Source organism: Cognatishimia sp., assembly GCF_049116455.1.
Lineage (GTDB): Bacteria > Pseudomonadota > Alphaproteobacteria > Rhodobacterales > Rhodobacteraceae > Cognatishimia.
On the sequence record NZ_JAGDYW010000003.1, the window covers coordinates 744,475 to 757,855 of the forward strand.

The 13,381-nt window shown below is 53.8% G+C and carries 13 protein-coding genes; 4 read left to right on the forward strand and 9 right to left on the reverse strand.

Annotated features, from left to right (window positions below; translation table 11 throughout):
* The first annotated feature begins 427 nt into the window (after positions 1-427).
* The gene (locus tag JXQ85_RS08665; RefSeq protein WP_421748499.1) at positions 428-748 is read left to right on the forward strand and encodes a hypothetical protein; all 321 of its coding nucleotides are present in this window, start codon (positions 428-430) and stop codon (positions 746-748) included.
* On the opposite strand, the gene hisD is transcribed toward JXQ85_RS08665, so the two are convergent.
* Positions 745-2,019, reverse strand: coding sequence for a histidinol dehydrogenase (gene hisD / locus JXQ85_RS08670; protein ID WP_421748500.1), 1,275 nt, complete (start codon positions 2,017-2,019; stop codon positions 745-747). The two genes, JXQ85_RS08665 and hisD, sit on opposite strands and share 4 nt — an antisense overlap.
* Before the next feature lie 92 nt (positions 2,020-2,111).
* On the opposite strand from hisD, the gene JXQ85_RS08675 reads away from it, so the two are divergent.
* Positions 2,112-3,077 carry a LysR family transcriptional regulator gene (locus JXQ85_RS08675; RefSeq protein ID WP_421748501.1) on the forward strand — a complete coding sequence of 322 codons (966 nt, stop codon included), beginning with the start codon at positions 2,112-2,114 and terminating at the stop codon, positions 3,075-3,077.
* Positions 3,078-3,214: 137 nt separating this feature from the next.
* Here the strand turns inward: JXQ85_RS08675 and JXQ85_RS08680 are convergent, their stop codons facing one another.
* The 5 genes from JXQ85_RS08680 to meaB form a co-directional block, all read right to left on the reverse strand.
* The gene (locus JXQ85_RS08680) at positions 3,215-3,646 is read right to left on the reverse strand and encodes a low molecular weight protein-tyrosine-phosphatase (protein ID WP_421748502.1); all 432 of its coding nucleotides are present in this window, start codon (positions 3,644-3,646) and stop codon (positions 3,215-3,217) included.
* 67 nt (positions 3,647-3,713) lie between these two features.
* Positions 3,714-4,238 (reverse strand): copper chaperone PCu(A)C, encoded by a 525-nt coding sequence (locus tag JXQ85_RS08685; protein ID WP_421748503.1) that lies wholly within the window; start codon positions 4,236-4,238, stop codon positions 3,714-3,716.
* Positions 4,239-4,283: 45 nt separating this feature from the next.
* Positions 4,284-4,631: a hypothetical protein gene (locus JXQ85_RS08690; protein WP_421748504.1), complete on the reverse strand. Its 348-nt coding sequence runs from the start codon at positions 4,629-4,631 to the stop codon at positions 4,284-4,286.
* Between the two features lie 124 nt (positions 4,632-4,755).
* The gene (rpmB, locus tag JXQ85_RS08695) at positions 4,756-5,046 is read right to left on the reverse strand and encodes a 50S ribosomal protein L28 (RefSeq protein ID WP_421748505.1); all 291 of its coding nucleotides are present in this window, start codon (positions 5,044-5,046) and stop codon (positions 4,756-4,758) included.
* 190 nt (positions 5,047-5,236) lie between these two features.
* A complete protein-coding gene (gene meaB, locus JXQ85_RS08700) occupies positions 5,237-6,220 on the reverse strand; it encodes a methylmalonyl Co-A mutase-associated GTPase MeaB (RefSeq protein WP_421749043.1) in 984 nt (327 codons plus the stop codon).
* 186 nt (positions 6,221-6,406) lie between these two features.
* Between meaB and hrpB the strand changes: the two genes are divergently transcribed.
* Positions 6,407-8,842 carry an ATP-dependent helicase HrpB gene (hrpB, locus tag JXQ85_RS08705; protein ID WP_421748506.1) on the forward strand — a complete coding sequence of 812 codons (2,436 nt, stop codon included), beginning with the start codon at positions 6,407-6,409 and terminating at the stop codon, positions 8,840-8,842.
* A gap of 104 nt (positions 8,843-8,946) precedes the next feature.
* On the opposite strand, the gene argF is transcribed toward hrpB, so the two are convergent.
* Entirely contained in the window at positions 8,947-9,873 is a 927-nt protein-coding gene (gene argF / locus JXQ85_RS08710) for an ornithine carbamoyltransferase (protein ID WP_421748507.1), read from the reverse strand.
* Between the two features lie 12 nt (positions 9,874-9,885).
* Entirely contained in the window at positions 9,886-11,064 is a 1,179-nt protein-coding gene (locus tag JXQ85_RS08715; protein WP_421748508.1) for an aspartate aminotransferase family protein, read from the reverse strand.
* 358 nt (positions 11,065-11,422) lie between these two features.
* Here JXQ85_RS08715 and JXQ85_RS08720 point away from each other — a divergent pair, with 358 nt between their 5' ends.
* Positions 11,423-12,307: a DMT family transporter gene (locus JXQ85_RS08720; protein ID WP_421748509.1), complete on the forward strand. Its 885-nt coding sequence runs from the start codon at positions 11,423-11,425 to the stop codon at positions 12,305-12,307.
* Positions 12,308-12,316: 9 nt separating this feature from the next.
* Here the strand turns inward: JXQ85_RS08720 and JXQ85_RS08725 are convergent, their stop codons facing one another.
* Positions 12,317-13,153 (reverse strand): polysaccharide deacetylase family protein, encoded by an 837-nt coding sequence (locus JXQ85_RS08725; RefSeq protein WP_421748510.1) that lies wholly within the window; start codon positions 13,151-13,153, stop codon positions 12,317-12,319.
* Positions 13,154-13,381: the final 228 nt, after the last annotated feature.

Below are 13,381 nucleotides of genomic sequence, written 5' to 3' on the forward strand. Positions count from 1 at the left end.
TCCTCCTTGTTTTTCACCAGCCTAGCGCCACGCTGGCCTGAACGCCAAGAAATTTATGAAACCATCAAGTTGGGAAATCTTAAGGCTTTCTTTACCAATATCTCTCATTCTGCGGATGTGAGGGGAGCTGATGCGATACTTTGGGTCCGCGCCCAAATTGAATTTCGTCAGTCAAAGCCGGTTCTGGTTGCATCCTACTTGGGCGCATGTGTTGTGGATACTATTTGCGCCTAGGATGCAATCAGGCCGTGCGAACCATATCCGCACATTCTATCGCCCCCCTCACCACCGGCTCAGAATTGCCAAGCCCGTCACAATCGCTTGAACCCTACTTTGTATTTTCAGAAAAATTAGGCATAATACCAAAAAGAAAAGCCGCGATCGCAAAGTTCGGGCGACCCCCTGAGGCAAACCAAAGAGGCAAGACGTGAAACTTTTATTCAGCGCCGCCATCCTTGCGATGACATGTCTATCTGTCAGTGCAATCAGCGTAGACGCCGGCCCGATTTCTTCTGCTTGCAACAAATCTGATCGCAAAGCAGCCACCCGGAGCATGTGCAGATGCCTGCAGAGTGTGGCAAATTCAGAATTGTCGCGGACAGATCAAAAACTGGCAGCCAGCTTTTTCAAAGACCCACATAAAGCACAAGTCATGCGCCAGTCAGATCGACGCAGCCATGAAAAATTCTGGCTGCGCTATAAGGACTACGGACAAACGGCAGCATCTGTGTGCAGCCAAAGAAGCTAAAACAGCTTTTCCAGACGGATTTCGGCGCTGCGGGCATGGCCTTCCATGCCCTCAAGGCGCGAAATTGAGGCTGAAACACGTGCGAGGTCTGGCAGAGCTTCCGTGCTAACTCGCTGCCATGTCACTGTTTTTAGGAACTTATGCACCGATAGCCCCCCCGTATACCGTGCTGCGCGGCTAGTCGGTAAAACATGGTTTGGCCCACTGGCTTTATCGCCAAATGGAACGGTGGTTTCTTGCCCCAAAAACAATGAGCCATAGGCCTTCAACCGACCAAGCCACCAATCCAAATCCGCCGCCTGTACATGCAGATGCTCTGGCGCATAGTCATCAGCCACCTGAGCGACCTCTTCACGAGTGTCGCACAGCATTACTTCTCCGAGAGCGGACCAGGCTTCTTTTGCGCTGCTTTTGTTGGGTTCTGGTAGCTCTTCGATTAAGCGGGGAATACGTTCCAATACGGCCTCGGCCAAGGGCGCATGTGTTGTCGCCAACCAAACCGGCGAATTAAACCCGTGCTCTGCCTGACCAATTAAATCCCAAGCCACCATTTCGGCATCTGCGGTTTCATCCGCTAAAATCAAACTATCCGTCGGGCCAGCAAACATGTCGATGCCAACAGGCCCAAACAACTGGCGTTTGGCTTCGGCGACAAAGTGGTTGCCAGGCCCCACCAAAATATCTGCAGGCAACGCACCAAATAAACCTTGCGCCATTGCAGCGACGCCCTGAACACCGCCCAAGGCCAATACGCGATCTGCACCCGCCAGATCCATGGCAAACAGAATGGAATCGGGCACCCCTTCCCCCGGTTTAGGAGGTGAACACGCCGTGATATCAGTCACGCCTGCGACCTTCGCAGTTGTTATTGACATCAACGCGCTGGCCACGTGTGAATAGCGCCCTCCGGGAACATAGCACCCCGCGGCTTGCATCGGGATCACACGTTGACCTGTTAGCAGTCCGGGACGCAGCTCTGTTTCAAAGTTGGAAATAGAATCTCGCTGGGCTTCTGCAAAGTTACGGATATTGTCATGTGCATATCGAATATCATCCTTCATCTGCTCAGAAAGACGATATCCTGCAGCCTGCAAGGCGTCTTTGGACACTACAATGTCATCAGCCCAACCATCTAGATCCCGCGCATATTGTGCCACGCGATCTTCACCTCCAGATTGGATTTCGCGCAGCATTTCGCTGACAATCTCACCGGTTTGGGCTTTATCCTGTGGCGGAAGACCCTTTGCTTTTTTCAGATACTGACGTGCCATCACGCGGCCTCCTGTCGAGATTGAATTGAATATTTTGTTTGACCGAACGCCGATCTAGTTTCACAAAAGGTAAATCTAGCGGGAGATCGGAAATGCTGACCAAAGGCGTAACTCTGCGTGGTCTTGAGGTGTTTGAGGCCTTGGCAGCGAGTGGATCTGTCGCACAGGCGGCTGATACAACCGGGCTGAGCCAGCCGGCTGTCAGCCAGCAAATCCGCAACCTTGAAACGGCACTTGGCACCCCTCTGGTGGATCATGGGAAACGCCCTATGCAGCTGACAACGGCGGGCCGATCGTTTCTGGGCCGTACCCAATCGATGCTGTCTGAACTGCGCCTGGCGCAATCCGAGCTGACCGTGATGGACTTGTCTCACATCAGTAAAATGTCGATGGGCATTATCGATGACTTTGACAACGATATGACCCCGCGATTGGTGACCACTTTGGCTGAAAGCCTGTCCAAGTGCCGGTTCAAAATGATCACCGCAAGCAGCAACGATATTGCTGATTTGATGCGGGATCGACGATTGCATATGGGCATCACCGCGACATCTGGTGAAGTCATTGATTACGCGATGGAATACCCTCTTATCCGCGACCCATTTATCTTGGTTACGCCCACGGCCATTGCGCCCAAAGGGGCCGATGTGATCAAAGTGATGAGTGATCTGCCATTTGTGCGCTACGAGCGCGAACAACTGATTTCGCGTCAGATCGACGCCCATTTGGCGCGACTGAAACTCGAGTTTCCGGAACGGTTCGAAATTGGCAGCAACTTGGCGCTGATGGCCTGCGTGTCGCGAGGCATTGGATGGGCGATCACAACACCGCTTGGATACATGCGCGCTGTGCGGTTCCATGACCAGATCACCGCACATCCCCTGCCCTTTGCTCAATTTTCCCGTCGCATTTCTTTGTTGGCCAGCCCGGATTTTGCAGATTCCGTCCCAAGCGATTTGGCACAATCTTTCAGAACGATGCTGCAGGATAAAATCATCAAACCTGCCGTGCGAAGCCAACCGTTCTTGAATGGCGAGTTCAAGCTGTTGCCAAGCTAAAGCTTTCAGAATTCTGCAGGTCTGCATGCGCGCGCTCCGTTGATTTGCCCATTGGGGCAAAACCATCACCTTCAGGCAAGCATGGGGTGACCCTATTCTAAATCAAAAACGCCTATATTTGAAAAAATGAAATTGGCCTAGCCGATTTCAGCCTTCAACCCAGCCGCGCAGCTTTCGATCAAATCAAGCGCCCCATCAAAATCACGTGTGTAATAAGGGTCTGGAACCTCACTCATCCCAGTGTGTGGTGCATAATCAGTGAAGCATTTCACACGGGTCGCGTTACCGCTAGGGCGCAGCGCTTCGATGTCGTTCAGATTTGAGACATCCATACCGATAATCAGATCGAACCGTTCGAAATCACTTTGTGTAAATTGCCGTGCACGCAGATCACTGAAATCATATCCACGACGCGCTGCAGCCTCTTGCATTGGCCCATAAGGGGGCTTGCCCACATGCCAGCCTGCAGTGCCTGCACTGTCCGTTTCGGCAGCTGTCATTTGACGAAAGACACCCTCTGCGGACGGGCTGCGACAGATGTTTCCAAGACAGACAAACAGAACTTTCATAAGGCCTCTCGGGTTTGCAATATTTAGATCTCTAAAGAAAAAGGCCGGGTTTCCCCGGCCTTGTCAATTAATGATGATCGTGATCGTCATCCGCCTTGTCGTCATGTTTATCGTGATCCATTTTGTGATCGCCATGACCGCCGTGCATCGCCTTGCGCTCTAGGTCGACAGGAAAGGTCAAAGCGACTTCACCGGCTTGTTCAAACACCAGAATGGCGTTTACTTCGTCACCGTGTTCCAGCCGTTTGTTCAACCCCATAAACATCAGGTGATCACCCCCGCGCGCAAGAACGTGCGAACCGCCTGCTGGGATCACAAAACCCTCTTCGACATGCATCATCTTCATAACGCCATCACCCATGTCTTTATGGGTGTGCAGCTCATTTTTGACTGCGATGTCAGTACTGACAGAGATCAGGCGATCGTCTGTATCACCCATATTGTGAATTTCTAGAAAGGCTGCACCGGTCTTCGCCGCCTTAGATGCCACCCGAGCATAGGCATCTTTGATCATGATTTGGCTTTCCGCCAAGACAGGTGTTGTGAATGCAATTGTGGCCACAGCGGCCATGGCGATTGATTTGAAAGACATAGCTTTCTCCGAATTTTCGTAATGTTTTAAGGGTGTTGATTGTGTTCAAATAAACGCAGGGGGCGCACGCGCATTCAGGCGCAAAACCCTTTGAACAGAGGCTTCAGATGCCTCTGACGGAACAGACAGACTGAAATAGGCCAGGTCCAATATCACTGGCCGTGGGTCAGCAACCGGCAACGCCAGAGCCATCAATGTGCAATCCAGACAATGATGCTGTGGTAGCGTCGGCTCTCCGTTGGCGTCTACCGCAATAATGACGGTGTGCTGACCAGAGCAAAGCTCCATCGTGCCAACGCTGACAGGCATGCCACGCGCCATTGCCATACTCTGACCCGTCAGGGTCATCAAAGCGATCAGAAAAACGCTGATATGAAGGCGCAGCCGAGTCATCGCACCTTATATAGGCCGCGGCTCTTGCCAATGGAAAGCGACAAAACGCAACAGCCCCGCCTGATATCAGGCGGGGCATGCTTCACTGTCCAGTGAGAAAGAAACGCGTTTCTTTACGACGTGCTTAGGCTTGTTCCGCCTGTGCTTTCGCGATTTCTTTTTTAACTTTCAGAGCGTTCGTTGACAGCTCTTCGTTCTTCGCTTTTGCCAAGAACGCGTCCAGACCACCGCGGTGATCGACAGAGCGCAATGCAGAAGCAGAGATACGCAGTTTAACGCCGCGACCCAAAGTTTCGGATTGCAGTGTCACGTCGTTCAGGTTCGGCAGGAAGCGACGCTTTGTTTTGTTGTTGGCGTGGCTGACATTGTTGCCAGTCATCGGGCCTTTTCCGGTCAGTTCGCAACGGCGCGACATAGGATCATCCTCGTTTTACGGTCTACGGGGAATGCGCCCCGATAAAGCAAAAAGGCACCGCCACTGGCAGTACCCAGAAATTCGTTGGGCGTCTTTAGGCCTGAAATCGGGTGGCGTCAAGTGATTCACGTCAATGAAATGCCACTGGGACCGAGGAAAACTCATTTTCCCTCACACCCCACCTCGTGAACTACTTCTTTCGAATATCCAGCGCACTTAAGACATGATCCGCCGCCGCAGAAGGCGTGATCGCCTGCGCTGCAACTTGGGCCGCCAGCTCTGCAATTTTCGCCTTTGCATCACCTGTTTCCAGCTGCGCAAGCACGCCTTGTTTCACTTCCTCGTGGAACCAGAATTGCGCCTGAGATTGCCGCCGGCCGTCCCAATGCCCATTGTCGCGACGCCAATCCGTAAGCGTGTTCATTTGATCCCACGCATCGCTCAACCCCTGCTCTTCCAAGGCCGAGACCGTCATCGCTGTGGGGAAGCCTTGCGGATCCTGCGGGCGTTTACGCAGCAAGCGTAGCGCACCGGAATAGTCAGCGCAGGTGCGCATCGCGGTGGTTTTCAAATCCCCATCCGCCTTATTCACAAGGATCAGGTCGGCCATTTCCATGATGCCGCGTTTCACGCCCTGCAATTCATCACCCCCAGCCGGGGCCAACAACAGCAAGAACAGATCTGACATCTCGGCCACAACGGTTTCGCTTTGCCCCACGCCAACGGTTTCGATCAGCACCACATCAAAGCCAGCCGCCTCACACAGCGCTACAGCTTCGCGCGTGCGCCGTGCAACGCCCCCTAAGTGGGTCTGACTTGGAGATGGGCGGATAAAGGCGTTCTTATCCCGCGACAGGCGCTCCATGCGGGTTTTATCCCCCAGAATGGACCCACCAGAGCGTGCAGATGATGGATCAACTGCTAGCACGGCCACACGTTTGCCTTGGGCGGTTAAAAACATACCAAAGCTTTCGATAAAGGTGGATTTGCCAACCCCGGGCGTGCCTGACAGTCCGATACGCAAGGCCTGACGCCCCGCGCCTCGCAGAGCTTCCAACAGCTCAGCCGCCCGTGCACGGTGGTCCGCACGACCACTTTCAACCAAAGTAATGGCGCGCGCCAAAGCCCGGCGGTCTTGCTTTAAAATCCTGTCACGCAGCTCTGCGATGTCCATGCTACGACCCTGAGTTAGTATTGCTTCTGGCTCAAGTTCATGCCCCGCACCCGCACCCGATGTCCACCCCGTAGCTATTGCCAAACGACCCCTGCGCGCCATTGACGCTGGGTTTCGTAGCATTCGCAGCTTCATGCGGCTTGGTTTCCCGCTTTACCCGTGGCAGCGCATTCGAGATAAGGCAGTATGACCCAACTGCCCATTCACGAAGCCTTGCCAGAGTTGATCGCCGCAATGAAAGCCCGCGGCCGCGCTGTTCTGCAGGCTCCACCAGGTGCTGGCAAAACCACTGTCGTACCTCTAGCTCTTCGTGACGCTGGGTTTGTCTCGGGTAAAATTGTGATGCTCGAGCCGCGCCGTCTGGCGGCCCGGGCCGCCGCTGAACGTATGGCGCAAACATTGGGCGAAACTGTGGGGCAAAGCGTCGGCTACCGGGTGCGAGGTGAGTCCAAGACCTCAAAAACGACCAAAGTCGAAGTTGTCACCGAAGGCATTCTGACGCGGATGATCCAATCCGATCCGGAATTGTCAGGAATTGGAGCCGTCATCTTTGATGAATTCCATGAAAGATCGCTGAATGCAGATCTCGGCCTGGCTCTTTGTCTCGAAATAGCCGGGGCTCTACGCGAGGATTTGATGATCTTGGTGATGTCTGCAACGCTCGATGCAGGACCAGTCGCGGCCCTGATGGATCAAGCGCCTATGATCACGTCGGCGGGCCGCAGTTATTCGGTCGAAACACGCTGGCTCGACAAGCCCATGCGCAAAGAAGACCGGCTTGAAGATGCCACCACTCGACTGATCGAAAAGGCTGTTTCTGAAACAACGGGTGGTGTGCTCGTCTTCTTGCCCGGCGAGGGAGAGATACGGCGCACTGTACAAAGGCTAAAGCTGCCCGACGAATGCCACGTGCATACTTTGTTTGGTGCCATGGACTTCAAAGCCCAACGCGCCGCAATCCAGCCCGCAGAGACCGGACGGAAAGTGGTGCTTGCGACCTCAATCGCAGAAACTTCGCTGACCATTCAAGATGTCAGAGTCGTAGTCGATGCTGGCCGGGCCAGACGCGCGCGGTTTGACCCAGGATCGGGCATGTCGCGTCTGGTGACAGAGAGAGTAACCAAAGCCGAAGCCACACAACGCGAAGGCCGCGCTGGACGGGTCGCCGAGGGTATTTGCTACAGGCTATGGACCAAAGGTGAAGAAGGTGGGCTGGCGGCCTTCCCACCCGCAGAAATCGAGGCAGCCGATTTAGCTGGGCTCGCCTTAGAATTGGCCACATGGGGCGCTACGCCAAATGATTTGCCCTTCCTCACGCAACCACCGACGGGCACCTTCTCTGAGGCGCAAAGCCTGCTGCAGATGCTTGGCATTCTTGACGACGGTATGCGTATCACCGAACATGGCAAAAGCGTTGCGCGCATGCCTCTGCACCCCCGCCTCGCCCATATGCTTGAAATTGCCGGACGCAAAGCCGCGCCCCTTGCGGCACTTCTAGCGGCACGGGATCCACTTGCGCGGTCCGCTCCCGTGGATCTGAGCTTACGCGCAGAGGCCATTTCAGATCTTAAACGTTTTGAACAGGCACGCCCCTACCAAGTCAATCGCGGCGCTCTGCATACCATCCGCGATGAAATCAAACGCCTTGCACGGCTTTCACCTGCGGACGCTGACCTTTCGCTCGCTGAAATGGCCGCCCTTGCCTATCCGGACCGCATCGGGTTGCGACGCAAGGGCGATGCGGCACGTTACGTGCTATCCGGAGGCAAAGGCGCCATACTTGAAGACAGTGACCCGATGGCATCTGAACGCTTGATTGTGGCTACAGATCTAGATGGCAACCCGCGCGAAGCGCGCATTCGCCAAGCCGTTGCGATCTCCGAAACCGAACTCCGTTCGCTCTTTGCTGATCAGATCTCATGGCAAAAAACATGCGTATGGTCCAAACGCGACGGGCGCGTTCTTCTGCGTCAGCAAGAGATGTTCGGAGCCGTGGCTTTGGATGACCGTCTCTGGAGAGACGCTCCTGATGATGCCATCGCGCAGGCCATGCTTGAGGGTGTGAAAGACCTTGGGCTTCGTCCAAGCCCCGCGGCACAACGGTTTATCGCTCGGGTAGAGCTTACGCGCGAAGCAGGCCACGACCTGCCTGTCATGACCGATACTGCACTTCTTGCAGATCTGGATAACTGGCTGCTGCCGCATATCTCTGGGGTCAAGACCGCAGCCCAATGGAAAAAATTCGACATTTTGGATGCCCTGCGCGCTATGCTCGACTGGCCACAGATGCAGCTTTTGGACCAGATAGCCCCAGCGCATTTCACCACGCCTTTGAACCGCCAGATCCCCATCGATTACGCAGGTGAACATCCAGAGATCACGCTTCGCCTACAGGAAATGTTCGGCCAAAAGAGCCATCCAATGGTCGGCAATTCACCCCTTAAAGTAACATTGCTCTCCCCTGCTCAGCGCCCGGTGCAAACCACAATGGATATTCCTGGGTTTTGGGCCAGCAGTTATGCCGATGTGCGCAAAGATATGCGTGGGCGCTATCCAAAACATCCCTGGCCCGAAGACCCCACAAAAGCCGACCCCACATTAAAAGCAAAACGGCGCTCCTAAAGCGCTGCTTCCAATTTCTTCTTGCTTAAGAGTCGCTGTAGGTTGCGCCATTGGCCCGAGCGACCAATGACGACGAGCAGAGCCCCGGCAGGTGAAGCAATCGTTTACTTACCCAAGCACCAGCGCATAACTGCCTTTTGGGCGTGCAACCGGTTTTCTGCTTCATCAAAGATCACAGAGCGTGGACCATCCATAACCGCATTCGTCGCCTCTTCGTCGCGGTGCGCTGGCAGACAGTGCATAAACAACGCATCAGACTTAGCATGCGACATCAGCCCTTCGTTCACCTGATAAGGACGCAGCTGATTGTGACGACGCTCCCGAGCTGATTGCGGATCATGCATAGACACCCAGGTGTCGGTTACAACCAGATCAGCCCCTTCAACCGCTTTGATCGGATCGCGCTCGATCTCAATCTTGCTGCCCTTGGAACGCGCAAGATCGATGAACTCTTGTTCTGGATCAAGGGTTTGCGGACCAGTAAACGTCAAATCAAACCCAAATTGACCAGCAGCATGGGCAAAGCTTGCAAAGACGTTATTGCCGTCGCCAGACCAAACAACCTTTTTGCCTTTGATCGGACCGTTGTGCTCTTCAAAGGTCAAAATATCCGCCATGATCTGACACGGGTGCGTGCGATCGGTCAAACCGTTGATCACCGGCACATCGGCGTATTCCGCCAGTTCCAGCAGGGTTTGCTCTTCAAAGGTGCGGATCATGATCAGGTCCACGTAACGGCTCAGTACACGCGCGGTATCCGCGATTGTTTCACCATGGCCCAGCTGCATCTCTTTGCCGGACAGCACCATGGTCTGACCACCCATCTGACGGACACCAACGTCAAAAGAGACACGCGTCCGTGTAGAGGGCTTTTCAAATATCAGCGCAACCATTTGGTTCTCAAGCGGCCGGTCAGCATCAAGAGTGCCCTTGGACAGACCCGCCCGCGCCGTTTTCATGGCTTTCGCATTGTCGATAATCGCCCGCAAATCCGCCGGATCAGTTTTGTGAATATCCAGAAAGTGGTTCATCTTGCTTATCCTTTAGAGTGTCTTTTCGACGGTCTGTGCGGCTTTGGTCAGCCGCACGAGCGCTTCGTCAATGTCTGCATCGGTGATGTTCAAAGCCGGCAAAAGGCGGATCACATTATCTGCGGCAGGGATGGTGATCAGGTCAGCGTCATAAGCCGCCTGCAAAACGGCCCCCATATCAGCCTTGCATTTCAAACCGATCATCAAGCCAGATCCACGCACAGCTTCAAAAATCTCTGGATGCGCGGCAACCAGACCTTCGAGCTTTTGACGCAAGAGACCAGATTTGCGGTTCACATCATCCAAAAAGTCAGGATCAGCCACAATATCCATCACGGCATTACCGACCGCACAGGCCAATGGATTACCACCGTAAGTCGACCCGTGAGTGCCCGCGACCATGCCGCTTGCGGCCTCTTCAGTCGCTAGAACTGCACCCAAAGGAAACCCTCCGCCGATGCCTTTAGCGACCATCATGATGTCAGGCGAAATTCCTGCCCATTCATGAGCAAAAAGCTTGCCTGTCCGCGCGACGCCGCATTGTACCTCATCCAGGATCAGTAAGACGCCCGCGTCATCACAGATGTCCCGCACAGCGCGCAGATCTGCGTCGTCCATTGGGCGGATACCACCCTCGCCCTGTACCGGCTCAAGAATGATTGACCCGGTGGTTTCTGTGATGGCCGCTTTCAAAGCCTCAAGATCACCCCATGCGACTTGTGCAAAGCCTGGCAACAGTGGTCCAAAGCCCTTGGTCATCTTCTCAGAGCCGGCCGCTGCGATACCCGCAGAGCTACGCCCGTGGAAAGCGCCCTCAAACCCAATGATATCGGTCTTTTCGGGCTGGCCCTTTTCATACCAATACTTGCGCGCCATTTTCACAGCCAACTCGCAGCTTTCGGTACCAGAATTGGTGAAGAACACTGTGTCAGCGAAACTCGCATCGACCAGTTTGTCAGCCAACGCCTGCTGCTCCGGAATTTCATAAAGGTTAGACACATGCCAGATGGCGTTCGCCTGCGTGGTCAACGCGTCCACCAGCGCCGGGTTCGCATGACCCAACACGTTCACAGCAATACCAGCGCCGAGGTCCAGAAAACGTCGGCCATCTGCTTCAGTAACCCAGCTGCCTTCGCCTTTGACGAAGTTAAGTGGTGCCCGATTATATGTCGGCAGAACAGAAGAAATCATGGTCCGATCCTTGTAGTGAAGCCCTTGGCCTGCAAGCGCGAAGAAATAACGGCGTGCAATAGCTGGGCTATGGTGTCAATGAGAGAACTTGGGATTGCGGCGCATTTGCGCATATTTTGCAAAGATACGATTAGAAAATCGCAAGATGATGTTGCTCAGACCTTGTCGCAAGACAGAGGGTTGAGGGTTAGCGTCGGAATCGTCGGACTCGCGTATGGCTTGTTTTCATCATCATGAGCGCTCTATAGGACGCGGACTTGAGTTTGAGAAGTCTTTTCTTTCATCTGTTCGCCTGCGCTTTCACTTAGCCGCTCACCCAAGGCTTGTGGGGGCTGCGAAAACCTCATAACGAAACGCTATGACCAAGGTGCAACAAAAACCAATCCTGGCCGCAGCGCTTACGATCCTCGCATCTTCTTTTGTGGCGGGGACAACTTTATTGGCCAAGGCGCTTGGTACGGATGCGCTAGGAACACCGCTGCACGCACTACAAGTCAGCCAAGGGCGGTTCCTATTTGCCTTCGTGGCCATATCAACAGCCGTTGCTATCCTACGCCCCAAGTTCAGCAGGCCAGCCTTTGGGACCCATGTTCTACGTTCAACGTTAGGATGGGGCGGCGTTACACTGATGTTTGCCGCTGCTGCTTTTATCCCGCTGAGTGACGCAACCGCGATCAGCTTTTTAAACCCCGTGTTTGGGATGCTTTTTGCCATCCCGTTTTTAGGCGAAAAAGTTGGCCCCTGGCGCTGGTTGTCCGCAGCGATCGCTATCACAGGCGCGATCATTTTGATGCGGCCGACATCAGGCGTGTTGGAATTTGGCGCCCTCGTGGCATTAGCAGGCGCCTTGCTGTTAGGCATCGAAGTCACCGTCATCAAAAAATTGACCAACCTTGAAGGGCCATTGCAGATCCTTTGGATTAACAACCTCATCGGGCTCGTGATTTCGACTGCTGCTGCGTCTATGGTCTGGATTTGGCCCAACCCACTACAATGGGCGGCTTTGACCGGTGTGGGCCTGTTGATGGCAGCGGCGCAAAGCTGTTTCGTGAATGCGGTTCGCCTAGGGGATGCGAGCTTTGTAGCCCCCTTCTTTTACACAACATTAGTGTTTGCCGCGCTTTACGATGGCGTAATTTTTGGGGTGATCCCCGATAGCACATCCTTCCTTGGCAGCGCATTGATCTTGCTGTCAGCGGCAGTTCTGGCATGGAGAGAAACCAAACGGCGCGCGGTTACATAAACCGCAGTCTCAATCGATTTTATGTCCGATCACCCGCTCGATCTGTGACAGCCCTTTGGGCCCAATATAAAGATCAGGCGCCGTAAAAAGCGGGTCCTTCAAAGCCTGATCAACTGTTATGAACTGCCAATCATTTTCAGCATACCAATCAAGCAACGTCGCAAGATGATCGGCATTGATCCTGTTCATATGAAGCAACAAGATGTGTTTGACCTCGCGCCCGAAGTGAGACTTCGCCATTTGATCAAAGTGCAGCGTTTGGGCCTTCATATACGCAAAGTAACTTTCAGCAACTTGTTCGGCTATTTGCACATCCCCGCTGCTTAACGCTGCAACATATTCAGCGTTAAACTTCCATTCATCATTGTCGATCGTGGCGGGCACATTGCTATAGTTAAATTCTGCCAAGATCTCTTCTGCGAGGCGTTTTGATGTTTGGCTTTCACCTTCGCGTAAATAAGGGAACCGAAAGTAATCGACCTTCCCTGCGACCCTCTGCAATACCCGATCAGTACGACTGACCTCTTTGCGAAACTCGGCGCTTGTTAGAGTTCCGTAGTCAGGATGCGACCAGGTATGATTTCCAATAGAGTGACCTGCATCCACAAAAGCCTGCAGAGCTTTGCGAGACCTTCGATTGATTTGTTGCCCGACCACAAAACCCGTGGCTGTGATCTGATGTTTAGCCAAGGCCTGATTGATCTCTGTGACATACAACAGCCCAGCCTCCGGCGTGGTTTGTGAGGGCTGCGCGTACGGGAGATCACCCAAAGTTATTGCAATTTCACCGGCCTGTACCGGTGGGCTCAAGAGCAATGCCGCCAACAAGCAAATCTGCCATTTCATCATAGAAATCATAAATAAGAATCACTTTCACCAATGCCCCTCAAACCTAGGGAAACACGATGTTTTTTGCCAAGTTTTCAATGAGGCACTCGAGGATTCGGCAAAAATTGGTACCAGGGATGCGCTGCAAGACGAATCAATGCCTTGTAACTGGCCGTGGGGCGACTAAAATAGGTGTCTGACCGAGAATTTTAAAAGCGGACCCTGGTCCAACCGGGGCACCGCTTT